Origin of the sequence: Nonomuraea sp. NPDC049684 (assembly GCF_044465345.1) — a bacterium.
Classification (GTDB): domain Bacteria; phylum Actinomycetota; class Actinomycetes; order Streptosporangiales; family Streptosporangiaceae; genus Nonomuraea.
This window is the reverse complement of sequence record NZ_JBITLO010000013.1, coordinates 274,233-297,236: the sequence shown is the minus strand read 5'-3', so window position 1 is coordinate 297,236 and position 23,004 is coordinate 274,233. Positions and strand designations below refer to the sequence as shown.

Sequence of the window (23,004 nt, the reverse complement as noted above, 5' to 3'; positions counted from 1 at the left end):
CATGATCGGCGACGGCAGGCGGCGGCCGCACCCGGTTTTCCGCGCTGCGCGTCAGCGGCTCACAGCGGTCTCTTGTCCTATTCGGGACAACTTGCCGGGGTTGCGCACGGCGTACAGGCCGCTGATGAGGTCGCCGTCCAGGCGGATCGCCACGACGCTGTCGATCTCGCCGTCGACCTCGACGAGCAGCGCCGGATGGCCGTTGACGTGGGCCGGGCGCAGACGGGCCGTGCCGGCGATCCTGGACAGCACCCCCGCCACCGTGACCGCGCCCTCGACCGGCGCGAGCGCCGCCCGCACCACGCCGCCCCCGTCGGTGAGCAGGACGACGTCGGGAGCCAGCAGGTCGAGCAGCCGCCGCAGGTCGCCGGTCTCGATCGCGCTCCGGAAGGCCGCCAGCGCCTGACCCGCCTGCTCGGCCGAGACGCTCGCCCGGGGACGCCGCGCGGCCACATGCCCCCGGGCGCGGTGGGCGATCTGCCGCACCGTCGCCGGGGCCTTGCCGACGGCCTCGCCGATCTCGTCGTACTCCAGCCCGAACACCTCGCGCAGCACGAACACCGCCCGCTCGGTGGGATGCAGCGTCTCCAGCACCAGCAGCATGGCCATCGAGACGCTCTCGGCCAGCTCGACGTCCTCGGCCACGTCCGGCGAGGTCAGCAGCGGCTCGGGCAGCCACGGCCCGACGTAGGACTCCTTGCGGCGGCGCATCGTGCGCAGTCGCGTCAGCGCCTTCCTGGTGACCATGCGGACCAGGAAGGCGCGCCGGTCGCGTACGGACTCCAGCTCGACCGACGCCCACCTCAGCCAGGTCTCCTGCAGGACGTCCTCGGCGTCGGCGGCCGAGCCCAGCATCTCGTAGGCGACGGTGAACAGCAGGTTGCGATGCTCGACGAACGCCCGGGTCGCGCTGTCGGCCTGGTCGGCCTGGTCCGCCGGTTCGACGCTGGTGTCCATCACGTGCTCCCGCCTGTCGGTTCTCGACCTTGCCACATGCACCAGACGCCGGTCGCCGCCACCGCGTGACATCGGACCACAGTGGCGCCCGTCACATCGCGCGGCGGTCAGCGGGACTCCGCGGCGGCCTTCAGGTCGCGCAGCCACGCCTCCAGCCCGGCGCCCAGGAGCTTGGTGGCGGTGTCCACGTCGGCCTCGACCTGGCCGCCGGTCCAGGTCTCCTCGGTGTGCACGCGCACACCGCCCTTGACCTGGGTGAACGTCCACAGGTGCACGCCGCGGTCGATGCGCACGCCGGTGCCGGCCGCCGGCCCGCTCCACAGCAGGCAGGCCCCGCGCTTGACGCGCCGGAGGGTGGAGGTGATGTGCATGGTGGTGGCCGGGGTGGTGGCGGTGGCCGGAGCGGGCGTGGTCCACCGCCACGACGAGCCGGGGCGCAGCGGGCCGTGGTCGAGGCGCTTGCTGGACAGGACGGGCTGCTGCCAGTCGGGCCACTGCTCCACCCGCGTCTGCAGGCCGAAGATCCTGCTCAGCGGGGCCTTGATGACGATGTCGGCCCGGTAGCGGATGCGGGCGGAGGCGTCGACCCCCTCACCCTGGCACCGGGCCGCGCCGGCGGTGGCGTGGGCCGCCGGGGCGTTGCCCGCCAGGACGCCGGCCACGGCGAGCGGGATCAGGATCGAGGCGACGCGGACGTTGCTGAACATGGTGTTCCTCTCGTTGAGTGATCGAAGAAGAAAGGGGGGCGTCAGCGCCGTCCGGCCCGGACGATGGCCGCGACGAGCGCGGCGCAGGCGGCGACGATCAGCACGGCGAAGGCCGGGTGCATGTCCTTCGACAGGCTCGGCGCACCGCCGGGACGGGCCAGCCACACGGCGAGCGGCGCCGCATAGGTGAGCGCGACCAGCACGGCCGCCCACCGGACCAGCCGGTCACGGACGTGCCGCAGCGCGCCGACCAGCACGATCGCGACCGGAACGACCGCCAGCAGCGCGAACTGGCCGACGACCATGACGGGCACCGCCCAGGCGGCGACGCTCACCGCCACCGGCGTCCTGCGAGCGGGACGGGCGGACGGCTGGTACGTGGTCATGACATTCCCCTTCACCTGGGTGGCTATAAGCTCATGCGTTCGTTAGAAGTTATAACCGCATAGGGAAAGGAGTGTCAACAACGTTCGTGATAGCCTCTAACTAAATCTCCTGGGTGTAGCAGCGGAAGGCGGCACAGGCATGACGGACACCGGCACGGCGACCCCGCGCGAGCGCTACCGCGCCCAGATCCGTGCCGAGATCAAGGAACACGCCTGGCAGCAGATCGCCACGACGGGCGCCTCCGCGCTGTCCCTCAACGCGATCGCCAAACAGATGGGCATGAGCGGCCCCGCGCTCTACCGCTACTACGCCAACCGCGACGAACTGATCACCGAGCTCATCCGCGACGCCTACCGCAGCCTCGCCGACACCCTCCGCTCAGCCGCCGAAAAAGCCACAGAAAACGCCGCAGGAGACGCCGCACGCGGCGATGACCGGGACGACGGCCGGGACGATGACCGAGGCAGTGACCGAGGCGGCGGGCTGGCCGTGCTGGCCCACGCCGTACGCGACTGGGCCCTGCACGACCCCCAGCGCTACCTGCTGATCTACGGCACCCCCGTCCCCGGCTACCACGCCCCCGACGACATCACCGCCATCTCCTCCCAGATCATGACCCTCCTCCTCGACGCCGCCTCGCCCGCCCCGCCCCGGCGCCCCGAGACCCCGCTCGACCACCACCTGGCCGCCCACCGCGACTGGGCCGGCGATCACCCCGCCCCGCCCGCCGTCCTGCACCAGGCGCTCAGCTTCTGGACCCGGATCCACGGCGTGCTCTCCCTGGAACTGGCCGGCCACTTCGCCGGCATGGGCTTCGACCCCGCCCTGCTGTTCGCCGCCGAACTGGACGACCTGCTGGCCCGCTGACCCCGCGCGCACGACAGGCCCGGCCCGCCGTACAAGGCGGTACCGGGCCTGTCGAGGGCGCGTCACCCCTGGGGCAGGTGGGTCCTGGCGTCGTCGTAGGAGCCCTCGCCGGCCGCCCCGGCCGGCCGGTAGATCAGGTACAGCACGCCCGTGGTGAACGTCTGCGAGCTGACCAGCTCCAGCGGGATCGGGCTGTCGCCCTCGTCGAACAGCCGCTCGCCCTTGCGCACCGCGATCGGGTGCACCAGCAGGTGCAGCTCGTCCAGCAGCCCGGCGGCCAGGAGCTGCCGCACCACCGAGACCGAGCCGCTCATCGCGATCGGGCCGCCCGGCTCGGCCTTCAGCTCCCTCACGCCCTTGACCAGGTCGCCCTGGAGCTGCTCGGAGTTGCGCCAGGTGAACTCCAGCGGCCGGCGGGAGACCACGATCTTGCGCGCGTCGCCGATCGTCCTGGCGAAGTCGGCGTCCTCGCCGCCCGCCGCCTCGCGCTCGGGCCAGGCCCCGGCGAAGCTGTCGTACGTCTCGCGCCCCAGCAGCAGCGTGTCGGCCATCTGCGCCGTCACCGCCGCGCCCATCTCGTCGTTGAAGTACGGGAAATGCCAGTCCGCCGGGTCCTGGACGACGCCGTCGAGCGAGATGAACAGGTTCGCGCAGATCTTCCTCATGATGATTGTCTCCATACGTCGTGGGATGTGCCTGAAGTCTGGCCGGACCGGCTTACGGATCTCTTAAGGTCTTCCTCCCGGCCTCACCGGGCCAGCCCGGCGACCAGGAGCCCGACCAGGCGACGGGCGTCGTAGCGGGGGTCGGCCTCGGCCCCGATGCACAGGTTGCCCACGCCGCGCATGAGCTCGAAGGCGTCCAGATCGCCGCGGATCTCCCCGGCGGCCGCCGCGGCCGCCAGCAGCTCGGCGCACACCGGCACCAGGCGGTCGAGGAAGTAGGCGTGCAGCACCTGGAAGCCGGTGTTGTCCGGCTGGAGCACCGCGGCCAGCCCGTGCTTGGTGACCAGGAAGTCGACGAACAGGCCGATCCACTCCCGCAGCGCCGCGTACGGGCTCGGGCCCGCGGCCAGCAGGTCCGGACCGGCCTGCGCGCACGACTCCACCTGATGGCGGTAGACGGCGATGACCAGGTCGGCCCGCGTGGGGAAGTGGCGGTAGATCGTGGCGGTGCCGACGCCGGCCTCGGCCGCGATGTCGCGGATCGGCGCCTCCACGCCCGAGGCGACGAACACCGCGGCGGCCGCGCGCAGCAGGTTCTCCTCGTTGCGCCGCGCATCGGCCCGTTTGGGACGCGACTCCTCCACGCCGTTCCTCCCAGGATTGCTAAACGGGACACGGTCCCGTATCGTCGGAAACGGGACACGGTCCCGTTTGCACATCATGCCAGAGCCGAGGCCCGACGGCCAAGCCCTGCCCTCTCCCATGCCCACCTGCGGCAACACACCCGGAAGGCACCACCATGCCCGCAACGCCCACCGCACCCGTCGTGTCGGTCCGGCCGGTCGTCCTGCCCGCCCCCGGACGGGGCCAGGACCTCCAGGTCCGCGTCTCGGCCCCCGCCACCGGCGACCGCCTGCCCGTCGTCGTCCTGTCCCACGGCCACGGCTGGTCGATGGACGGCTACGCCCCCCTCGCCGACCACTGGGCCGCCCACGGCTTCGCCGTCCTGCAACCCACCCACCTGGACTCCCGCACCCTCGCCGTGCCCGCCGACGACCCCCGCACCCCCCACATCTGGCGCATCAGGGTCGAGGACCTCAGGCGCGTCATCGACGGCCTCGACGTCCTGGAAGCCGCCCTGCCGGGCCTGACCGGACGCCTGGACCGCGACCGCATCGCCGTCGCCGGCCACTCCTGGGGAGCCCACAGCGCCAGCATGCTGCTCGGCGCCCGCATCCTGGACGCCGCCGGCCGGCCAGGGGAGGACCTGTCCGACCCGCGCGTCACGGCCGGCGTGCTGCTCGCCCTGCCCGGCGCCGGCGGCCAGGACCTGTCACCCTTCGCCGCCGAGCACTTCCCCTTCATGAACCCCGCCTTCGCGTACATGACCACCCCGGCCCTGCTGGTCGCCGGCGACAAGGACGACTCGCCCCTGACGACGCGCGGACCCGACTGGTTCACCGACGGCTACCACCACAGCCCCGGCGACAAGAGCCTGCTGACGCTGTTCGGCGCCGAGCACACCCTCGGCGGCGTCGCCGGACACCAGGTCGCCGAGACCACCGACGAGAGCCCCGAACGCCTGGCCCTGCTGCAGCAGCTCACCACCGCCTACCTCCGCAGCGCCCTGCACCCCGGCGACCCCGCCTGGCCCGCCGCCCGCGCCGCCCTGGAATCGGCCCCCCACCCCCTGGGCCGGATCGACGGCAGGCAGGCCGAGCAGGCGACCGGACGGCGGTAGCCGCAGGTCTCGTGCCGGCGGCCGAAACCCGGCGAACGGTACAGCGCACGGGCGCCCCCAGGCCGAACGGTAGAGCCGCCCGGTCCAGTCGCCGCCGCGCGAAGCCCGCCTCAGGACTTCAGGAAGTGCAGGACGGCCAGCACCCGGCGGCTGTATCCGCTGGCGTGCGACAGGCCCAGCTTGTCGAACAGCGAGTTGACGTGCTTCTCCACCGCGCTCTGCGACACGTGCAGCCGCCCGGCGATCGAGGCGTTGGTCATGCCCTGGGCCATGCGCTCCAGCACCTCCCGCTCGCGCGCGGTCAGCCGGGCCAGCGGATCGACCTGCGTGGTACGGGCCAGCAACTGCCGCACCACCTCCGGGTCGAAGGCCGCCCCGCCCGCCGCCACCCGCTCCAGCGCGTCCAGGAAGTCGCCGACCTGCGCCACGCGGTCCTTCAGCAGATAGCCCACGCCCTCGACGTCGGCGCTCATCAGCTCGGTGGCGTACCGCTTCTCCACGTACTGCGACAGCACCAGCACCTTGACGCGCGGCCAGCGCCGCCGGATCTCCAGCGCCGCCCGCAGCCCCTCGTCGGTGTGGGTGGGCGGCATGCGCACGTCCACCACCACGACGTCGGGGGCGTGCTCGGCCACCGCCGCCACCAGGGCCTCGCCGTCGCTCACGGCGGCCGGCACCTCGTGGCCCTCCTCGCCCAGCAGGCGTACCAGGCCCTCGCGCAGCAGCGTGGAGTCCTCGGCCAGGATCACCCGCACGGCAGCACCGCCGCCACCGTCGTCGGGCCGCCGGGCGGGCTGACCACCTCGAACGCGCCGTCCAGCGCCGCCACCCGCCGGGCCAGCCCGGACAGGCCGCCTCCCGAGGGGCGCGCGCCGCCCGTGCCGTCGTCGCTCACCCGTACGAGCACCCTGTCGTCCTCCTGTCCGACCTCGACCGTCACCAGTGTGGCGGCCGCGTGCTTGGCGGCGTTGGTCACCGCCTCGCTCACCACGAAGTACGCCGCCGTCTCCACCGCCATCGGCGGCCGGCCCGGCAGGTCGCACGTCACCTTGACCGGCACGCCCGCGCGTTCGGCCACCCCGGCCAGCGCCTCGCCCAGCCCGAGGGAGTCCAGCCCGCTCGGGTAGACCCGCCAGGCCACCTCGCGCAGCTCGGCCAGCGCCTGCTGGGCCTGCTCGTGCGCCTGCTCCAGCAGCTCAGGACGCCCCCGCCGGGACCGCCCGATGAGCATCGACAGCGCCACCAGGCGCTGCTGCAGCCCGTCGTGCAGGTCACGCTCGATCCGGCGGCGCTCGGAGTCGACCGCGGCCACGATCCCGGCCCGGCTCTCGGCCAGCTCGGCGATCCGGCGCTCCAGCGCCTCGGTACGGTCGGGCCCCAGCAGCCGCCCGGCCAGCCGCCGCTCCAGCGCGTGCACCCCCACCAGCCCCGACACGGCGATGAACAGCAGCACGCAGCCGCCCACCAGGAAGTACAGCACCAGCGGCGGGGTCGGCGTCATCCCGTCGTACGGCTCGCCGCGGACCCAGGCCCCCAGCAGCAGGACCGCGGTGCGCGCGCCGAGGACCAGCAGCGCCACCACCAGCCCGCCCAGCACCCCGGCCGGGATCCTGGCGGCCAGGTAGCGCGCCGGCCGGGTGTCCCAGCCGGACAGCGCGTCGAGCGCGGCGGTGTCCAGGCGCAGCCGGCGCGCCTCGAAGGCGGCCAGCCCCGCCGCCAGCGCCCGCACCCGCGGCCGCCCCGGGAAGGGCAGCGTGAGCAGCAGGAACAGCGCGCCGGCGAGGGCGGTCAACCCGCCCAGGACGACTGCGCCCAGCACCTTGAGCCCTTCAGCGGCGGTTCGCATGCCTTCCCTTACGCCGTTCCGTCAGCCGTACCGCGACGAAGACCGCGATCGCCAGCACCACCAGGCCGATCACCACGTAGGTGCCGATCCCCACGTACGCCTCGACCAGCGACCAGTTCTCGCCGAGAAAGTATCCCGCAAGCACGAAGATGGTGTTCCAGATGGCGCTGCCGGCCGTCGTGAGCAGGGTGAACGTCACCAGCGGCATGCGCTCCACGCCCGCCGGCACGGAGATCAGGCTGCGGAAGATGGGGATCATCCGGCCGAAGAACACGGTCTTGCGGCCGTGCCGCAGGAACCACGCCTCGGTCTTCTCGATGTCGGTCACCTTGACCAGCGGCAGCTTGGCGGCGATGGCCAGCGTGCGGTCGCGGCCGAGCAGCGCGCCCGCCCCGTACAGGGCCAGTGCCCCGACCACCGAGCCGAGCGTCGTGCACACCAGCACGTCGAGCAGGTCCAGTTCGCCCTGGCTGGCGGTGAAGCCGGACAGGGGCAGGATCACCTCGCTGGGCAGCGGCGGGAACAGGTTCTCCAGCATGATCGCCAGCCCGGCCCCGAAGGCGCCGAGGTTCTCCATCAACGCAATCAACCAATCCGTCATGTCCCCCAGGCTACGAATGATCCGTTATGGCGGTAATGAGGCGGACGGCCGAGGTGCTCTGTGGTAAACCACACCCCCGATGTACCGTACACTGTACGGCCTATGAGTGCTCTCCCGGATCTGGCGCAACACCCAGCGATCTTCCGCCCCGGCGATCCCCCCAGGTCCGGCCACCTGGTCTTCCTCGACGACCAGGGCGAGGCCACGGCCACGGTGATCGAACCAGGCGACGACGGCCGCCCCCGCGCACGCGAGCGCGCCGTCACCGAGATCCCCGTCGCCGACGCCGTCGCCGTGCTGGCCAGGGCCCGCGCCGACGCCGCCGCCCACCCGGCCACCCGCTTCTGGGGCGCCGTCGCGCTGGTCGCCCTCCAGCTCGTCACCCGCGGCCGCATCCTGCCCGCCGTCTCGCCCGACGGCCACGACTCCTGGCGCGCCGGCCCCCTCGACGCCGCCGACGCCCGCCGCGTGCGCGAGCTGGCCGCGGCCATGCCCGCCGCCGCCCGCGCCATCCCCGTGGGCGAGCTGCTGCTGCCCGACGCCGAGCCGCTCGTCCGCGCCTTCCTCGACGCCGTGGCCGACGCCATGCCGCGCTCGCCCGGAGCCGTCCGCGCCACCGGCGCCACCGCCTTCGCCGCCGTCAAGCCGGTCAAGGTGCCCCACCTGCGCCCCTGGGCCGAGGAGGTCTCGGCGGGGCTCGACTCCGGCGTACGGCTCTCGCTCCGGCTGGAGGCCGACGACCTGGCCCAGGCCGAGTTCCGGGCCGTCGTCCAGGTGCACGGCCTGGCCGACCCCTCGCTCGTCGTGGACGCCGCCGACCTGTGGCAGGGCCGCGACCCCGGGTTCGGCCTCCGCGCCAGGATCGAGGTCACCCTCGCCCTGCGCCGCGCCGCCCGCTCCTGGCCCCGCCTGGAACGGCTGCTGGAGCACGCCGTGCCCGACGAGCTCGCCCTCACCGACGGCGACGTGGCGGACCTGCTGACCGGCGCGGCCGACCGGCTGGCCGCCGCCGGCGTCGAGGTCCACTGGCCGCGCTCCCTGGTCCGCGGCCTGAGCGCCCAGGCCGTCGTCGGCGAACGCGACAGCGCGCCCTCCGACCTGCCCTCCTTCCTCGGCGGCCACCACCTGACCAGCTTCAACTGGCGGCTGGCGCTCGGCGGCTCCCCGCTGACCGCCGCCGAGATGGACCTGCTGGCCGAGTCCCACCGGCCCGTCGTACGGCTGCGCGACCAGTGGGTGCTCATCGACCCCGCGCTGGCCCGCAAGGCCCGCCAGCGCGACCTCAAGCCGCTGACCGGCCTGCAGGCGCTCGGCGCGGCCCTGACCGGCACGGTCGAGATCGACGGCGGGGACGAACCCGAACAGATCGCCGTCGAACCCACCGCCTGGCTCGCCGACCTGCGCGACCGGCTCACCGACCCCGAACCCGTGCCGCCGCCGCCCGGCCTGGCCGCCACCCTGCGCGACTACCAGCTCCAAGGGCTGCGCTGGCTGGCCAGGATGACCTCGCTCGGCCTCGGCGGCTGCCTGGCCGACGACATGGGCCTGGGCAAGACCATCACCCTGATCGCGCTCCACCTGCACCGCGCCGGCACCGGCCCGACCCTCGTGGTCTGCCCCGCCTCGCTGCTGGGCAACTGGGAACGCGAGATCACCAGGTTCGCGCCCGGCGTCCCGGTCCGCCGCTACCACGGCGCCGCCCGCACCCTGGCCGACGACGGGTTCGTGCTCACCACGTACGGCACCATGCGCCTGGACGCGGCCACCCTGGGCGCCCACCCCTGGGGGCTGCTGGTCGCCGACGAGGCCCAGCACGTCAAGAACCCCGCCTCCGGCACGGCCAAGGCGCTGCGCGAGATCCCCGCCGGCGCCCGCGTCGCCCTCACCGGCACCCCCGTGGAGAACAACCTGTCCGAACTGTGGGCCATCCTCGACTGGACCACCCCCGGACTGCTCGGCCCGCTGACCCGCTTCAGGGCCCGCTGGGCCAAACCGGTCGAGTCCGGCGACACCGACACCGCCGCCCGGCTGGCCCGGCTCGTCGGGCCGTTCCTGCTGCGCCGCCGCAAGAGCGACCCCGGCATCGCCCCCGAACTGCCGCCCAAGACCGAGACCGACCGGCCCGTCCCCCTCACCACCGAACAGGCCGCGCTGTACGAGGCCGTCGTCCGCGAGAGCATGACCCAGATCGAGAACGCCAAGGGCATGGCCCGGCGCGGCCTGATCGTCAAACTGCTGACCGGGCTCAAACAGATCTGCAACCACCCCGCCCACTACCTGCACGAATCGTCCCCCCGCCTGACCGGCCGCTCGGGCAAGCTGGAACTGCTCGACGAGCTCGTCGACACGATCGTCGCCGAGGACGGCGCCGTGCTGGTGTTCACCCAGTACGTCGCCATGGCCAGGCTCCTGGAACGCCACCTGTCCGGCCGCGGCGTCGCCACCCGGCTCCTGCACGGCGGCACCCCGGTCGCCCGCCGCGAGGAGATGGTCGCCCACTTCCAGGACGGCCACGTCCCCGTCTTCCTGCTCTCCCTCAAGGCCGCCGGCACCGGCCTGAACCTCACCCGCGCCGACCACGTCATCCACTACGACCGCTGGTGGAACCCCGCCGTGGAGGACCAGGCCACCGACCGCGCCTACCGCATCGGCCAGACCAGGCCCGTCCAGGTGCACCGTCTCATCGCCGAAGGCACGATCGAGGACCGCATCGCCGCCATGCTCGCCGCCAAGCGCTCGCTCGCCGACGCCGTCCTGGCCTCCGGCGAGGCCGCCTTCACCGAGCTGACCGACGCCGAACTCGCCGCACTCGTGGAGCTCAGATGACCGCCGTACGCGGATTCGCCGCCTTCCCCCCGCAACGCGCCGGCGCCCGCTTCGCCACCACCTGGTGGGGCCAGGCGTGGATCAAGGCCCTGGAGGACACCTCGCTCGACCAGACCCTGCTGCGCAAGGGCCGCGCCTACGCCAAGACCGGGCAGGTCGGCCCGATCACCGTCAGCCCCGGCCGGCTCGCCGCCGTCACCGAGCACGAGTACGACACCGTCGTCCGCGTCGAACAGCTCACCGACGCCGCCTGGGGACGCTTCCTCGACCAGGTCGCCGCCAAGGCCGGGCACATCGCCGCCCTGCTCGACCGCGACGTCCCGCACGACCTGGTCGAGGCCGCCGAGGACGCCGCGGTGCCGCTGCTGCCCACCGTCGGCGACCTGGAGCCCGAATGCTCCTGCCCCGACTGGGGACACCCCTGCAAGCACGCCGCCGCCCTGTGCTACCAGGCGTCCTGGCTGCTGGACGGCGACCCGTTCGTCCTGCTGCTGCTGCGCGGACGCGGCGAGCAGGAGCTGATCGAGGCCCTGCAGAACCGCGACGTGCCCGTCCCGGCCCCCGCCCGCGCGCCCGACGGCGGAACCACCGAGCAGGACGCCCGCGGCGGGGTGCCCGCCGCGCAGGCGTTCGCGCTCGGCGAGCCGCCGCTGCCCGAACCGCCCCCGCGGGAGACCGCCTTCACCCCCCTCGCGCTCGACCCCGCCCCCGGCGTGGACGTGGCCGCCCTGGCCGTGCTGGCCGCCTCCGCCGCCGCCCGCGCCCGCCAGATCCTGCTGCACGGCCGCCTGGAACCGCTGACCGAGTACCAGGACCGCGTCCGCCTGGCCGCCGAGCACGACCTCGACCTCGGCCTGGACGCCGCCGTCCAGGCCTGGCGGTACGGCGGCGCCCCCGGGCTCGACGCGCTGGAGACCCCCTGGACCCCGGCCCGCCAGGAGCTGGCCAGAGCCCAGGCGCTGCTGGAGTCCGGCTGGGACGGCGACCCGCCGCCCCGGCTGGAGACCTGGCGCAACCGCTGGACCCTCGGCCCCCGCCAGGTCCGCTACGGCCGCGACGGCCGCTGGTACCCCTTCACCCAGCACGACGGCCACTGGTGGCCGGCCGGGCCGCCCGAACGCGACCCGTCCACCCTTCTCGCCTGACCCGGGAAGGCGCGGGGAAGGACTCAGAGGCCGCGCTCCTCTGCCTCGCCCGCCGCGGCGACCATGGACAGCAGCCGGTCGAGGTCGCCGGGCGTGGCGTGCGGGTTGAGCAGGGTGAGCTTGAGCCGGACCCGGCCCGGCCCCGTCCCCGGCAGCTCGGTCCGGCCCACCACCGCCCTGCCCTGGCGCAGCAGCCTGCGCCGCAGCCCCGCGTTCACCTCGTCCGAGCGCGCCGGATCGTCGGGCAGGTACCGGAACAGGAACGCGGTCAGCACCGGATCGGCATGCAACTCCAGCCGCCGGTGGGCGCGCACCGCCGCCGCGCCGTGCCGGGCCAGGTCGTGACAGGCGTCCACCAGACGGCCCAGCCCCGCCCGGCCCAGCGTGCGCAGCGTCACCGCGATCTTGAACGCGTCGGCCCGCCGCGTGGTGCGCAGCGACAACCCCAGCAGGCTCGGGTAACCGGCCTCCTCGTCGTCGGCCGGGTTGAGGTAGGCCGCCCGCCGGGCCAGCGAGGCGTACGTCTCGGCCCGGCGCACCAGGAACACCCCGGCCGCGGCCGGCTGCCAGCCGAGCTTGTGCCAGTCCAGCGACACCGAGTCGGCCAGCGCCAGACCGTCCAGGAGCGGGGCCAGCCGGTCCGACAGCAGCGCGCCGCCGCCGTAGGCGGCATCGACGTGCAGCCAGGCGCCGTGCTCGGCGGCCAGGGACGCGCACGCGCGCAACGGGTCGATCGCCCCGGTGTCCGTGGTGCCCGCCGTGGCCACCACCGCCACCGGCAGCTCGCCGCGCCCGGCGCTCGCCCGCAGCGCCCCGGCCAGCGCTGCGGCCTCCATCCGCAGCTCCCGGTCGACCGGGACGGCGACGACCGCGTCCTCACCCAGCCCCAGCAGCGCCGCGGCCCGCCGGGTGGAGAAGTGCGCGGCCTCGGAGGCGAAGATTCGCAGCCGCGGCCCCCCGCCCGGCAGCCCCGACAGCTCGGCCCGGACGCCCGCCGACCGGCCCACCGCCAGGTCCCTGGCCAGCATCAGTCCCATCAGGTTGGACTCGGTGCCCCCCGAGGTCAGCACGCCGGCCGCGGCCGCCCCGAACCCCACCAGCCCGGCCAGCTCGGCCAGCAGCGACGTCTCCAGCGCGGTCGCGGCCGGCGCCTGGTCCCAGGAGTCCAGCGACGGGTTGAGCGCCGAGACCGCCAGATCGGCCGCCACCGCCACCGCCAGCGGCGGACAGTGCAGGTGCGCCGCGCAGAACGGATCGGCCGGATCGGCGCTCCCGTAGGCCAGCAGCTCGGTCAGCGCCCCCAGCCGCCCGCCCTCCGCCGCGAACGCCCGCGCCACCTCGGCGGCCAGCTCCTGGGGCGTGCCGGCGGGCAGCGGGCCGCCACGCCGCCGCGCACCCTCGGCCAGGGCGGCCAGCACCTCACGCAGCAGCGGCTCCAGCGCGGCCGCCCCGCCCACGCCGCCGGACAGGGCCTGGCCCTTCGTCGCATCGCTCATCCGGCCACTGTGCGGCACCGGCGACGCCACGGCCAGCGGGACACCGCGATGGAACGCCGTGGAACGCCCCTGAAGACAGACACCCCGCCGACCCACAAGGAGACCCGCATGCGACACCTGCGCCGGATCGTGTCCGCCCTGGGCGTGACGCTGGCCCTCGGCCTCGTTCCCGCCGCCGCGCACGCCGCCACCCCCGTCCACGTCAAGGAGGCCGAGCAGGGCAAATGCCTCGACATCCGGACCGAGGACGACATCTTCGTCCCCGGCGCCCGCTTGCAGCGCTTCACCTGCCACGACGTCAACGAGCAGCGGTGGGAGATCGTCCCGCTGGCGAGCGACTCGTTCATGCTGCGCAACCCCCTGACCCGGTTCTGCGTGGCGGCAGAGTCGGCCGGCTTCGGCGCGCAGGTGGTGGAACGGGCCTGCGGCGACGCCGACCCCGCCGTCCGCTGGTTCACGCTGGGCGGGGTGCCGTTCGTCAAGGGGGCGGGGTTCAACCAGATCCGCTCGTCCCTGGCGCCGGGAAGCTGCCTGGACACCCTGGACACCTTCGTCAAGATCTTCCCCTGCTCGCCGGGGCTGACCAACAAGGCCCAGCTCTGGGCCGCGGTCTGAGCCCGCGCTCAGGCCGGCGGCCAGTTCCTGAGGACGGCGTCCAGGGCGTCGATGGCCCTGGACCAGGAGGCGTCCACCTCGCGGGGGTGGCGGCGGAACCCGCCGGCCATCTCCAGGGTCACGTAACCGTGCAGCATGCTGCTCAGCATGCGCAGCGCGTCGGTCTGGTCGGGCTCGGACAGGTCGTAGCCGCGCAGGACGGCCCGCGTCAGCTCGGCGTGCCGGCGGCCCGCGCTGACGTCCAGCGACTCGGAGTCCAGCTCCAGCTGGGTGGCGGCGTACCGGCCGGGGTGCTCCTTGGCGTAGCCGCGGTAGGCCGCGGCGAAGGGCACCAGCGCCTCCTTGCCCGACCGGCCGGCCAGCGCGGCGGCGACCCGGTCGGCCATCTCGCCCAGGGCCAGCTCGGCGACCCTGACCCGCAGCTCCCGGATGTCCTTGACATGCGCGTACAGGGCCGCGGGCTTGACGCCGAAGCCGCGGGCGAGCGCGGAGACGGTCACGTTCTGGAAGCCGACCTCGTCGGCCAGGTCCGCGGCCGCCCTGGTCAGGCGGTCGACGGTCACTCCGGCGCGGGCCACGGCAGCCCCCCTTCTTACAGCCTTTAAGTATTTGCATACTACCGTTAAGAAAAGCTAGCCTCCACACTCATGAGACCCCTGACAGAAAGCGACATCCGCACGTCGTTCATCAACTGCTCCAAGGGCGAGGCCAAACGCGCCGGCCTGCCCCGCGATCTGGCCGACCTGCCCTGGGACGACCTCGACTTCCTCGGCTGGCGGGATCCCGGCGCCCCCGAGCGCGCCTACCTGGTGGCCGAGACCGACGGCTCCCTGGTCGGCGTCGCCCTGCGGGTCACCTCCGGCGCCGCGCGCTCGTTCACCTCGCGCAGCATGTGCTCCTTCTGCCTGACCACGCACACCAGCGGCGGCGTCGCCCTGATGACCGCCCGCCGCACCGGCGAGCCCGGCCGCCAGGGCAACACCGTCGGGCAGTACCTGTGCGCCGACCTGGCCTGCCCCCTCTACCTGCGCGGCAAGAAGGAGGCCGCGGGCGCCGGCGTCGTGGACGAGTCGCTGACGCCGGCCGAGAAGGTCGCCTGCACGCACGCCAACGTGCGCGCCTTCCTGGACAAGGTGGCCGCCTGACCCGCCCGCTACTCGTCGTCCCAGGCCATCGAGCTCATCCGCCACCCGGCGGGCGTCCGGACGAACTGGGTGGTCTTGCGGCCCGCGCCCGCGAACCGCACACCGTCCCGGACGCCGGACTTGCGGTAGTCGCTGAACCGCTGGGCGACCGAGCCGAAGATCTCGGTGCGCTCGGCCACCTCCCACTCGGAGAACTCCGTCAGCGTCCCGTCGGTGAGCATGCGCTGCCGGGGCTCGACGAAACCGTCCAGGTCGTGCACCACGGGCTCGGGCCCGGTGTTGTTGACGATCATCGCCTGCGGGACGAACAGCTCCCGGACGGCGCCGACGTCCGGCCGGCGCCCGCCGGTGTTGGTGAAGGCGTCCAGGAAGGCCGCCATCAACCGGTCGAGCTCGGCCTTGACGCCGCAGGCGGGCGCGTCGCCGGCCAGCAGCGACCAGACCTCGCTGTCGTGCCGTTCGCCCCGGTGCGGGAACCGCTCGCGCAGCACGCCGTCGCGGGTCATGCCGAGCCGGCGCGCGACCTCGACGCTGCGCGTGTTGCCCGGCGAGACCCACCACTCCACGCGCGCCATGCCGCGCTCGGCGAAGGCCCAGTCGATCAGCAGCCGGCACGCCCGGGTCACCAGCCCCCGGCCCTCGCCGGCCGGCTCCAGCCAGCAGCCGATCTCGCACACCCCCGAGACCGCCTCGAACCGGGTGAACATCACCCCGCCGACCAGCGTGCCGGCCAGCCAGATCCCGTGGATGCGGGCGCCGTCGGCGGCCTGGTCGTCGGCGTAGCGCTGCAGGACGGCCGTCGCCGAGGCCAGGTCGGTGCTGCGCGAGGCCCACGGGATCCACGGGTCCACCGACGCGCGGGCCCGGTCGATGTGGTCCAGGAACTCCTGGGCCCGCCAGGGCTCCAGCGGGCGGAGCTCGGCCTCGTCGCCGAGCGGAAGAGCGAACACGGACACCGTCCCCAGGTACGTAACGAGCGTTCGGTATGTAAGGTAGCAGCATGCCACCCGCCGCAGGAGACCGTGAAGCCCGCCGCGAGGACGTCTCGCAGGCGGTCTGGCAGGTGCTGGCCGGCAAGGGGTTCGGCGGGCTGACGCTGCGCGCCGTCGCCGCCGCCATGGGCGTGTCGACCGGCCTGCTCATGCACTACTTCCCCACCAAGCGGGCCCTGGTCGGGCACGCGCTCGACCTGCTGGAGCGGCGCACGGCCGCCCGTCCCCGCCGCGAGCCCCCGGCCGCCGGCCTGGCGGCGCTCAGGGCCGCGCTGCTCGACATCCTGCCGCTGGGCCCGGCCGACGTCGCCCGCAACCGCATCTGGGTCAGCTCATGGGACCTGGCCCTGGCCGACGACGACCTCGGCGCCGGGCAGGCCGCCCGCTACGCCCGGCTGCGCGCGGCGCTGCGCACCCACCTGGAGGCGGCCCGCGACCTCGGCGAACTGCCCGAGGACGCCGACCTCGAACGGCTGGCGGCCGGCGCGGTGGCGTTCACCCACGGGCTCGTCGTCCAGGCGCTGTTCGATCCCGGCCGCTTCCCCGAGGACGTCCAGATCGCGTTGCTCGACGGCTTCCTCTCCTCGATCGCGGCCTGACCCTAGGTCGCCACCGAGACGACGTGCCCCGCCGAGGCCGGGTCGCCGGCCAGCTCCAGCATGCAGGCGGCCAGGTCGGCGCGGGTGGTGGAACGGCCGCCGCGCAGGTTGAGGTCCACGGCCGTGCGGTAGCGGCCGGTGGGCCCGCCGTCGAGCAGGCGGGAGGGGCGCACGATCGTCCAGTCCAGCCCCGAGGCGCGCAGCAGGCGCTCGGACTCGGCCAGGTCGGCGTAGGAGTTCTTCAGCAGCGGCCGCAGGACGAGGGGCTTGAGCACGTACCGGGTCAGCGGGCCGTCGCCGGCGTCGGCGACCATGCCCGCGGCGCTGACCAGCAGCACCCGCCGGGCCGAGACATCCGCCATCGCCTGGAGGATCGAGCGCATGGCGGTGGTGTGCACGGTGGTCGGGCCGCGCCCGCGCGGGCCGAGCGCGATCAGCACGGCGTCCCCGCCCTCGATCGCCGGGGCGAGGGCCCGCGGGTCGGCCAGGCCGGCGGTCACGGTCGCGACCCGCTCGCGCAGCCCGGCCGGCAACCGGGCGGGGTCGCGGACGACGGCGGAATTCCGCTCATCGTGGACGGAGGTCGGTCCGACCTCCGTCCACGCGGCCCTCAGGCCAGGTTGAGCTGCCAGGAGACGCCGAACCGGTCGTTGACCCAGCCGAACCTGGTGCTGAAGCCGTACGAGCCGATCGGCATCAGCGGCTGGCCGCCCTCCGCCAGCGCCGCGTAGAGCCGGTCGATCTCCTCCTCGGTGTCGCACGCGACCCAGATCGACATCGAGGGGGTGAAGCCGAAGGCGTGCCGCTCACTGCTGTCGATGCACATGTACTCCTGGCCGGCCAGGGTGAAGGTGGCGTGCATGACGGTGCCCTCGGGCCCCGGCCCCTGCGGGCCGTAGTGGGAGACGGCCACCACCTTGGAGTCCTCGAACAGCGACACGTAGAAGTTCATCGCCTCCTCGGCGTCGCGGTTCTGGAACATCAGGAACGTGGTGGTCTTCTGGCTCATGACTGGTCCTCCGTCGGCAGGTAGAAGGCGGTGGTGGCGGCGACCGCGGCGGCGGCGGCCTCGGGCGGCGCGCCGGCCTCCTCGAAGGCCGAGCCCCAGGCCCGGCTGCTGGCCGTGATGTAGCGGCGGCCGTCGGCGGTCAGCTCGAAACCGGTCTTGTCGGGCATCGGCAGCCCCGAGAGATGCAGCCCCAGGCCCAGGAGCGCGAGGTCCCAGCCCACGCCGACGGCCCCGGGCCCGAACCGGCCCCACATCTCCGGCGGCACCTCGGCGGTGTGGCACAGCTCGAACATGGTGCCCCCGCCCTCGGCCGACAGGCGCACCTCGACCTCGGAGAAGCCGGGGTCTGGCCCGAACAGCCAGCTCACCCGCAGGTAGGAGGGCGGCTCGCAGGCCAGGATCTCCCCGCCCGCGTTGCCCTCCAGCTGGTACGTGCCCCCCAGCCGCAGGTCGCCGGAGACCGGCATGAACCAGCGGGCTATGCGCTCACGGTCGGTGCAGGCGTCCCAGACGTCCGCCACCTCCGCGTCGTAGTGGCGGGTCAGGGTCACGGACTTGCGCTCGCCGTCCTTCAGCTCGCGCCTGATCCGGGATATCTCGTCAAGGCTGTCCATCGTGCTTCTTTCTTCTGCCCCGCGCCAGCTCGGTGGCCAGCGCGTCGAGGCGCTGGTCCCAGAAGCCGCGGAAACGGTCGAGCCAGAGGTCGACCTCCCGCAGCGGCGCGGGCTCCACGGCGTACAGCCGTCGCGTGCCCTCGGCCCGCACGCTGGCGAACCCGTTGTCGCGCAGCACCTTCAGGTGCTGGGAGACCGCCGGCTGGGAGACGCCGAACTCTCGCTGGATGACTGCGGTGACCTCGCCGGAGCTCTGCTCGCCGCCGGCCAGCAGCTCCAGGATCCGGCGGCGGACCGGATCCCCGAGGACGTCGAACGCGTGCACGACCTCAGTGTTTCAGGCGGAGCTTATATAAGTCAAACCTGGGACAGGTGGTGGCGGATGAAGTCCAGCTCCAGCAGCAGCAGGTTCTCGGCCACGTCCTCCTGGGGGGCCATGTGCGTCACGCCGCTCAGCGGCAGCACCGTGTGCGGACGGCCCGCGGCCAGCAGCGCCGCCGACAGGCGCAGCGTGTGGGCGGCGAAGACGTTGTCGTCGGCCAGGCCGTGCACCAGCATCAGCGGACGGGTCAGGCCGGGCGCGTCGGCCAGCAGCGAGCAGCGGTCGTAGGCCTCGGGGTGCTCGTCGGGGTGGCCCAGGTAGCGCTCCTGCCAATGGGTGTCGTACAGGCGCGGATCGGTCACCGGGGCGCCCGCGACGGCCACGTGGAAGACGTCGGGATGACGCAGCACCGCCGCCGCCGACAGGTAGCCGCCGTAGGACCAGCCGCGGATCGCCACCCGGCCCAGGTCCAGGTCGGGATGGCGGGCGGCGGCGGCCTGCAGCGCGTCGGCCTGGTCCTCCAGCGCGGCGCTCAGCTTGTCGAACCGGACCGCGCGCTCCCAGGCCGGCCCCCGTCCCGGCGTGCCCCGGCCGTCGGTCACCAGCACGGCGAAGCCCTGGTCGGCGAACCACTGCTCGATCGCGAAGCCGTCCAGGCCGCGCAGCACCCGCGCCGCCATCGGCCCGGCGTACGGCGACAGCAACACCGGCAACCGCCCCGACCCCGGCACGTGCCCGGACGGGAACAGGATCGCCGTGCGCAGGTCGCGCTTGCCCAGCGAGACCAGCTCCACCCGCGGCCGCAGCACCGGGACCGCGCCGTGGGAGGCGATCGTCCGGCCGCCCACGCTCACCCGCACCCCGTGCTCCTCCAGGGAGCGGCGCACCACGACCGTCGCACCGCCCGCCCGCGTGCCGGTGTGCACGCCGGGCTCGGCGGTCACCCTGACCAGGCCCTCGGCCCTGGACCAGGTGCACAGGTGCCGTTCGGTGGGCTCCTCGCAGCAGTGGAGGAGCACGGTGTCGCCGTCGACGGCCAGCACCGCCAGCACCTGCAGGCCGGGCGGGGTCACCACGTCCTGGCCCACCATCAGGCGGCGGGTGTCGTCGCGGTCGACCGTCCAGACCAGCTCGCCGGCGGCCGTGCGCGACGGCACGCCGGGCACCAGCTCCAGCCAGGCGTCGTCGGCGTCCTCGCGGACCGTCGTGGTCGCCCCGGTGGCCGGATCGACCTCCAGGACGCGGGTGGTGCGCTGGTCGCGGCTCTGCACCAGCACCAGCAGGCCCTGGCCGGTCCACGACACCGCCGCCACGTACTCGAAGGCCGCGCGGTCCCACACCACCCGGGTGCGCCGGCCCTCCAGCGTGACCAGCCACAACGACACGTCGGCGTTGGCCGTGCCGGCCGGCGGGTAGGCCATCGTCCGCGGCGGCCGGCCGGGCTCGGCCGGCTCGGCCAGGCACCACTTCTGCACCGCGGCGTTGTCCACCCGGGCGGCCAGCAGGCGGGTGCCGTCGGGCGCCCACCAGTAGCCGCGGTGACGGCCCATCGACTCGCCCGCCACGTGCTCGGGCAGCCCCCACGTCACGTCGGTGCCGTCGGGAACCAGCAGCGGCCGCTCCCCGACGTGCAGCGCGCCGCCGGAGACGAACGCGACGTGCTCGCCGGTGGGGTCCAGCCGCGGGTCGGAGCCGGTCAGGCCGAGCGCGGTCACCTCGCCGGTCAGCAGGTCGACGGTGTGCAGCGCGCCGTCGGCCGCGTAGACGGCCCTGGTGACGGCCGCGTCGGTGGCGTAGGCGACGATGCCGGAGGCGTGCTCGCGGGTGCGCTCCCGGCGGGCGCGCTCGGCCTCCGACAGCCGCGAGCCGGGCACGGGCGCGCCCGGCTCGGCCAGCAGGCGCTCCTCCCCCGTCGCCACGGTGAACGACCACAGCCGGTGCACCGGGTCCTCGCCCGAGGACGACCGCAGGAAGATCACCCGCGCGCCGTCCGGGGAGATCGTGAAGTTCCGCGGGACGCCGTAGGTGAAGCGAGCCGTGCGGGCGTGCTGGCGGGGAAGCGTCAGGGGAGGCATGGCGCGATCATAGGCACGGCCCGTCGAGGCGGCGCAAGGCAGGCCAAGGTGGCGGCGCGGGCACGCTCCCGCGCCGCCGCGCGAGGTCAGCGGTCCTCGAACCGCACGTCGTCGAACAGCGCCTCGTCGCCGGTCGGGGCGGTGCCCGCGCTGCTGAAGGCGTAGCCGTCCATCGAGGTCACGGCGGACGTGCGGGGCAGCGTGGCGATCTGCCGGTCATCGGCGTACAGGGTGGCGGCCGAGGTGGTGGCCTCCAGGCGGAGCCTGGTCCAGCCGTCGCCGACCGTCCCGGCGGGGGCCAGGGTCGTCCACTTCTTGGCGGCGGCGTCGTAGCGGCTGACCGCGCCGGCCCTGCTGATGCTCAGGTGGTAGGCCGGCGTCGTGCCGCTGGTCACCGTGAACAGGAAGGAGTTGGTCACGCTGACCGGCTTGTAGCGGAACTCCAGGGTCTTGCGCGCGCTCGCGGTCGTGGTGCGGGCCGCCTTGGCCATCAAGGTGGTGGACTTGTCCGACAGGGTCAGCGCGCGGTCGGCGCCCACCTCGTACGGCGACACCCACGCCGCCGACAGGCTCTGGTAGCCGCGCGGGCGCAGCCAGATCGGGTCGTTGTCGAAGGTGTCGGTCGTGGAGTACAGCTCGACCTCGTTGAGCATCGCGCAGCTCGGGCCGATCTCGGCGTCGCAGCCCGGCGTGGCCTCCATGACGATCTTGACGTGCCGGCCGGTGGCGTTCACCGGCTGGTGGCGCAGCGCGTAGTCGGTGCGCCCGGTGACCGTGGCCACCGGGCGGCCCCAGTCGGCGCCGTCCTTGGAGACGTAGACGCTGGCCGAGGCCGGGTGTCCCGGGCGCAGGCTGAGGCCGATCCTGTTGAAGGTCTGCTCGCGGTCCAGGTGCAGGACGTACTCGCCGGGGCCCTGGGAGACGGCGCTGGACCAGTACGCGGTGCTGCCGTCGAAGGCGCCGTCGGGGCGCACCCGCGGCCGCCGGGCGTCGGCCCAGGTCATGTTCGTCTCGACGGTCAGCTCGCCGGCGCGCTGCTTGGCGGCCAGGTCGATGCGGCCCGCGCCGGGGGCCAGGACGTCCAGGTGGCGGCGCTTGACGGCGTACCAGCCGCCGTTCTCGAACCTGCCGCTCGCCGGGCAGGCGGTCTCGTTCAGCGTGCCGTCGGCCTTGACGCCGGGCAGCTTGCAGTTGTCGAAGAGCTGGACCAGCCGGTTGGCGCCGACGGCGGCCAGCGCCGTGTAGCCGGACGAGCCGTGCGTGTCATAGACGCCGTCGCGGTTGTGGTAGGTCACGCGCTGCTGCGTCCAGGAGTCGCCGCGGCCGTCGGGGGAGATCGCCAGCCAGTCGTCCGGGCGGCCCGCGCTGAGCACCAGCACGCCGTTGGGCATGAGCAGCAGGCGCGGGGCCACGCCGCGCACCGTGCAGCTCTGGCCGGACAGCTGCAGGTCGCGCACCGCCGACCAGGTGCGGCCCTCGTCGGTCGAACGGCTCCAGGCCAGCGTGGAGTAGGTGCCGCCGTCCTTGCGCATGACCGCCAGCAGGCTGCCGTCGGCGGTCTGCTCGACGGCCGTCTCGTTGTACGTCGCCTCGCCGGCCGGGCGGGCGATGACGCCGCGGCGGGCGAAGGTCCGGCCGCCGTCGGCGCTGGCGTACAGCTCGGCCTGGTTCTTGCCGCCGGTGGCGGTGTAGCGGGCGTAGACGGTCACCAGGACGGTCCCGTCGGCGAGCTGGATCGGCACGCCGTGCGCGACGCCGCCGCCGACCAGCTCGTCCGGGCTGGTGAAGGTGGCCTTGGCGGTGTCCCAGGTCTGGCCGAGGTCGGTGGAGGTGTGCACGTCCAGCTCGTTGGTGCGGGCGTCGACCTTCGACAGGTAGTAGGCGGTGCCGAACAGGCGGCCGTCGTGCAACTGCACCGGCGCCTCGCGCAGCGGCGTGCCGCGCGCCGGGCCGAAGGTCAGGCCGCCGTCGTCGGAGACGGCCATGCCGCTGGTCTGGGCCATGACCGCGTCCACGTTGGTGGACCAGGTGGCGATCAGCTTCTGGCCGGGCGTGCCGTCGGGCCTGACCACGTCGATCGCGGTGAGGTTGGGGAAGCCGGCGTAGTCGCGGCGCTGGGCCGCCGTCGGCTCCTTGGCCGCCGGGCGCGGGCTGGGGTAGACCCAGTCCACGAAGGCGTCGCTGCCCGATCCGGCCAGATAGCCCTCACGCGGTCCCGACTCCTGGGCGGTGAGGGCGGGCGTGTCGGGAATCGAGCAGTACGCGGCCGCGTGCGCCGTCCCCTGCAGGACGGCGGGAAGGGGGGCCAGCAGGCAGGCGGCGAGCAGCGCTCTTGTGGGCAGCACGGGGGAAGGACTCCTTGCGCAACGAACGATCGACGTCCGTTTTGTCGTTT

General features: G+C 74.0%; 24 protein-coding genes. 7 read left to right on the top strand and 17 right to left on the bottom strand.

The features are described 5' to 3' along the window. Positions 1-51: 51 nt before the first annotated feature. The 3 genes from ACIBST_RS35170 to ACIBST_RS35160 form a co-directional block, all read right to left on the bottom strand. Positions 52-957, bottom strand: coding sequence for an RNA polymerase sigma-70 factor (locus tag ACIBST_RS35170; protein WP_397177900.1), 906 nt, complete (start codon positions 955-957; stop codon positions 52-54). A gap of 107 nt (positions 958-1,064) precedes the next feature. After that, positions 1,065-1,664, bottom strand: coding sequence for an SRPBCC family protein (locus ACIBST_RS35165; protein ID WP_397177899.1), 600 nt, complete (start codon positions 1,662-1,664; stop codon positions 1,065-1,067). Between the two features lie 41 nt (positions 1,665-1,705). Beyond that, positions 1,706-2,050 (bottom strand): hypothetical protein, encoded by a 345-nt coding sequence (locus ACIBST_RS35160; protein ID WP_397177898.1) that lies wholly within the window; start codon positions 2,048-2,050, stop codon positions 1,706-1,708. Positions 2,051-2,189: 139 nt separating this feature from the next. Here ACIBST_RS35160 and ACIBST_RS35155 point away from each other — a divergent pair, with 139 nt between their 5' ends. Beyond that, on the top strand, positions 2,190-2,918 hold the full coding sequence (locus tag ACIBST_RS35155; protein ID WP_397177897.1) for a TetR/AcrR family transcriptional regulator: 729 nt from the start codon (positions 2,190-2,192) through the stop codon (positions 2,916-2,918). Positions 2,919-2,980: 62 nt separating this feature from the next. Here the strand turns inward: ACIBST_RS35155 and ACIBST_RS35150 are convergent, their stop codons facing one another. After that, on the bottom strand, positions 2,981-3,583 hold the full coding sequence (locus ACIBST_RS35150; protein WP_397177896.1) for a dihydrofolate reductase family protein: 603 nt from the start codon (positions 3,581-3,583) through the stop codon (positions 2,981-2,983). An 83-nt stretch (positions 3,584-3,666) separates the two neighbouring features. Beyond that, positions 3,667-4,227: a TetR/AcrR family transcriptional regulator gene (locus ACIBST_RS35145; RefSeq protein ID WP_397177895.1), complete on the bottom strand. Its 561-nt coding sequence runs from the start codon at positions 4,225-4,227 to the stop codon at positions 3,667-3,669. Positions 4,228-4,382: 155 nt separating this feature from the next. Here ACIBST_RS35145 and ACIBST_RS35140 point away from each other — a divergent pair, with 155 nt between their 5' ends. After that, entirely contained in the window at positions 4,383-5,324 is a 942-nt protein-coding gene (locus ACIBST_RS35140) for an alpha/beta hydrolase family protein (protein ID WP_397177894.1), read from the top strand. 110 nt (positions 5,325-5,434) lie between these two features. On the opposite strand, the gene ACIBST_RS35135 is transcribed toward ACIBST_RS35140, so the two are convergent. The 3 genes from ACIBST_RS35135 to ACIBST_RS35125 are packed head-to-tail and all read right to left on the bottom strand — an operon-like array spanning position 5,435 to position 7,771. After that, positions 5,435-6,079 carry a response regulator gene (locus ACIBST_RS35135; RefSeq protein ID WP_397177893.1) on the bottom strand — a complete coding sequence of 215 codons (645 nt, stop codon included), beginning with the start codon at positions 6,077-6,079 and terminating at the stop codon, positions 5,435-5,437. After that, positions 6,070-7,170 (bottom strand): sensor histidine kinase, encoded by a 1,101-nt coding sequence (locus tag ACIBST_RS35130; protein ID WP_397177892.1) that lies wholly within the window; start codon positions 7,168-7,170, stop codon positions 6,070-6,072. Before ACIBST_RS35130 ends, ACIBST_RS35135 begins: the two co-directional genes overlap by 10 nt. Then, on the bottom strand, positions 7,154-7,771 hold the full coding sequence (locus ACIBST_RS35125) for a DedA family protein (protein WP_397177891.1): 618 nt from the start codon (positions 7,769-7,771) through the stop codon (positions 7,154-7,156). Before ACIBST_RS35125 ends, ACIBST_RS35130 begins: the two co-directional genes overlap by 17 nt. A 102-nt stretch (positions 7,772-7,873) precedes the next feature. On the opposite strand from ACIBST_RS35125, the gene ACIBST_RS35120 reads away from it, so the two are divergent. Together ACIBST_RS35120 and ACIBST_RS35115 are read left to right on the top strand one after the other, a co-directional pair. Further along, positions 7,874-10,597 (top strand): DEAD/DEAH box helicase, encoded by a 2,724-nt coding sequence (locus ACIBST_RS35120; protein WP_397177890.1) that lies wholly within the window; start codon positions 7,874-7,876, stop codon positions 10,595-10,597. Beyond that, positions 10,594-11,742 (top strand): SWIM zinc finger family protein, encoded by a 1,149-nt coding sequence (locus ACIBST_RS35115; RefSeq protein WP_397177889.1) that lies wholly within the window; start codon positions 10,594-10,596, stop codon positions 11,740-11,742. Before ACIBST_RS35120 ends, ACIBST_RS35115 begins: the two co-directional genes overlap by 4 nt. 23 nt (positions 11,743-11,765) lie before the next feature. Here the strand turns inward: ACIBST_RS35115 and ACIBST_RS35110 are convergent, their stop codons facing one another. Then, positions 11,766-13,238: a pyridoxal phosphate-dependent decarboxylase family protein gene (locus ACIBST_RS35110; RefSeq protein ID WP_397177888.1), complete on the bottom strand. Its 1,473-nt coding sequence runs from the start codon at positions 13,236-13,238 to the stop codon at positions 11,766-11,768. A 108-nt stretch (positions 13,239-13,346) separates the two neighbouring features. On the opposite strand from ACIBST_RS35110, the gene ACIBST_RS35105 reads away from it, so the two are divergent. Next, positions 13,347-13,853, top strand: coding sequence for an RICIN domain-containing protein (locus ACIBST_RS35105; RefSeq protein WP_397177887.1), 507 nt, complete (start codon positions 13,347-13,349; stop codon positions 13,851-13,853). Between the two features lie 8 nt (positions 13,854-13,861). On the opposite strand, the gene ACIBST_RS35100 is transcribed toward ACIBST_RS35105, so the two are convergent. Beyond that, on the bottom strand, positions 13,862-14,431 hold the full coding sequence (locus tag ACIBST_RS35100; RefSeq protein WP_397177886.1) for a TetR/AcrR family transcriptional regulator: 570 nt from the start codon (positions 14,429-14,431) through the stop codon (positions 13,862-13,864). A gap of 69 nt (positions 14,432-14,500) precedes the next feature. Here ACIBST_RS35100 and ACIBST_RS35095 point away from each other — a divergent pair, with 69 nt between their 5' ends. Further along, positions 14,501-14,998: an FBP domain-containing protein gene (locus ACIBST_RS35095; RefSeq protein WP_397177885.1), complete on the top strand. Its 498-nt coding sequence runs from the start codon at positions 14,501-14,503 to the stop codon at positions 14,996-14,998. An 8-nt stretch (positions 14,999-15,006) separates the two neighbouring features. Here ACIBST_RS35095 and ACIBST_RS35090 read toward each other — a convergent pair whose 3' ends face one another. Then, positions 15,007-15,948, bottom strand: coding sequence for a GNAT family N-acetyltransferase (locus ACIBST_RS35090; RefSeq protein WP_397177884.1), 942 nt, complete (start codon positions 15,946-15,948; stop codon positions 15,007-15,009). Positions 15,949-15,998: 50 nt separating this feature from the next. Between ACIBST_RS35090 and ACIBST_RS35085 the strand changes: the two genes are divergently transcribed. Further along, positions 15,999-16,589: a TetR/AcrR family transcriptional regulator gene (locus ACIBST_RS35085; RefSeq protein WP_397177883.1), complete on the top strand. Its 591-nt coding sequence runs from the start codon at positions 15,999-16,001 to the stop codon at positions 16,587-16,589. Positions 16,590-16,591: 2 nt separating this feature from the next. On the opposite strand, the gene ACIBST_RS35080 is transcribed toward ACIBST_RS35085, so the two are convergent. The 6 genes from ACIBST_RS35080 to ACIBST_RS35055 all read right to left on the bottom strand — a co-directional run bounded on the left by ACIBST_RS35080 (position 16,592) and on the right by ACIBST_RS35055 (position 22,954). Next, complete coding sequence (locus ACIBST_RS35080; protein WP_397177924.1) at positions 16,592-17,203, bottom strand: NAD(P)-dependent oxidoreductase; 612 nt, start codon at positions 17,201-17,203, stop codon at positions 16,592-16,594. After that, positions 17,200-17,598 (bottom strand): VOC family protein, encoded by a 399-nt coding sequence (locus tag ACIBST_RS35075; RefSeq protein ID WP_397177882.1) that lies wholly within the window; start codon positions 17,596-17,598, stop codon positions 17,200-17,202. The genes ACIBST_RS35080 and ACIBST_RS35075 overlap by 4 nt, the downstream gene beginning before the upstream one ends. Continuing rightward, entirely contained in the window at positions 17,595-18,212 is a 618-nt protein-coding gene (locus tag ACIBST_RS35070) for an SRPBCC family protein (RefSeq protein WP_397177881.1), read from the bottom strand. Before ACIBST_RS35070 ends, ACIBST_RS35075 begins: the two co-directional genes overlap by 4 nt. After that, positions 18,199-18,537: a metalloregulator ArsR/SmtB family transcription factor gene (locus tag ACIBST_RS35065; RefSeq protein WP_352330870.1), complete on the bottom strand. Its 339-nt coding sequence runs from the start codon at positions 18,535-18,537 to the stop codon at positions 18,199-18,201. Before ACIBST_RS35065 ends, ACIBST_RS35070 begins: the two co-directional genes overlap by 14 nt. A 32-nt stretch (positions 18,538-18,569) precedes the next feature. After that, positions 18,570-20,609: a prolyl oligopeptidase family serine peptidase gene (locus ACIBST_RS35060; protein WP_397177880.1), complete on the bottom strand. Its 2,040-nt coding sequence runs from the start codon at positions 20,607-20,609 to the stop codon at positions 18,570-18,572. An 86-nt stretch (positions 20,610-20,695) separates the two neighbouring features. Then, complete coding sequence (locus ACIBST_RS35055) at positions 20,696-22,954, bottom strand: exo-alpha-sialidase (protein ID WP_397177879.1); 2,259 nt, start codon at positions 22,952-22,954, stop codon at positions 20,696-20,698. Positions 22,955-23,004: the final 50 nt, after the last annotated feature.

Bases quoted from the DNA above. Each gene is read 5' to 3' on its own strand.
- ACIBST_RS35170 (WP_397177900.1), bottom strand. From the start codon at position 957: ATGGACACCAGCGTCGAACCGGCGGACCAGGCCGACCAGGCCGACAGC.
- ACIBST_RS35165 (WP_397177899.1), bottom strand. From the start codon at position 1,664: ATGTTCAGCAACGTCCGCGTCGCCTCGATCCTGATCCCGCTCGCCGTG.
- ACIBST_RS35160 (WP_397177898.1), bottom strand. From the start codon at position 2,050: ATGACCACGTACCAGCCGTCCGCCCGTCCCGCTCGCAGGACGCCGGTG.
- ACIBST_RS35155 (WP_397177897.1), top strand. From the start codon at position 2,190: ATGACGGACACCGGCACGGCGACCCCGCGCGAGCGCTACCGCGCCCAG.
- ACIBST_RS35150 (WP_397177896.1), bottom strand. From the start codon at position 3,583: ATGAGGAAGATCTGCGCGAACCTGTTCATCTCGCTCGACGGCGTCGTC.
- ACIBST_RS35140 (WP_397177894.1), top strand. From the start codon at position 4,383: ATGCCCGCAACGCCCACCGCACCCGTCGTGTCGGTCCGGCCGGTCGTC.
- ACIBST_RS35130 (WP_397177892.1), bottom strand. From the start codon at position 7,170: ATGCGAACCGCCGCTGAAGGGCTCAAGGTGCTGGGCGCAGTCGTCCTG.
- ACIBST_RS35125 (WP_397177891.1), bottom strand. From the start codon at position 7,771: ATGACGGATTGGTTGATTGCGTTGATGGAGAACCTCGGCGCCTTCGGG.
- ACIBST_RS35120 (WP_397177890.1), top strand. From the start codon at position 7,874: ATGAGTGCTCTCCCGGATCTGGCGCAACACCCAGCGATCTTCCGCCCC.
- ACIBST_RS35115 (WP_397177889.1), top strand. From the start codon at position 10,594: ATGACCGCCGTACGCGGATTCGCCGCCTTCCCCCCGCAACGCGCCGGC.
- ACIBST_RS35110 (WP_397177888.1), bottom strand. From the start codon at position 13,238: ATGAGCGATGCGACGAAGGGCCAGGCCCTGTCCGGCGGCGTGGGCGGG.
- ACIBST_RS35105 (WP_397177887.1), top strand. From the start codon at position 13,347: ATGCGACACCTGCGCCGGATCGTGTCCGCCCTGGGCGTGACGCTGGCC.
- ACIBST_RS35095 (WP_397177885.1), top strand. From the start codon at position 14,501: ATGAGACCCCTGACAGAAAGCGACATCCGCACGTCGTTCATCAACTGC.
- ACIBST_RS35085 (WP_397177883.1), top strand. From the start codon at position 15,999: ATGCCACCCGCCGCAGGAGACCGTGAAGCCCGCCGCGAGGACGTCTCG.
- ACIBST_RS35075 (WP_397177882.1), bottom strand. From the start codon at position 17,598: ATGAGCCAGAAGACCACCACGTTCCTGATGTTCCAGAACCGCGACGCC.
- ACIBST_RS35070 (WP_397177881.1), bottom strand. From the start codon at position 18,212: ATGGACAGCCTTGACGAGATATCCCGGATCAGGCGCGAGCTGAAGGAC.
- ACIBST_RS35060 (WP_397177880.1), bottom strand. From the start codon at position 20,609: ATGCCTCCCCTGACGCTTCCCCGCCAGCACGCCCGCACGGCTCGCTTC.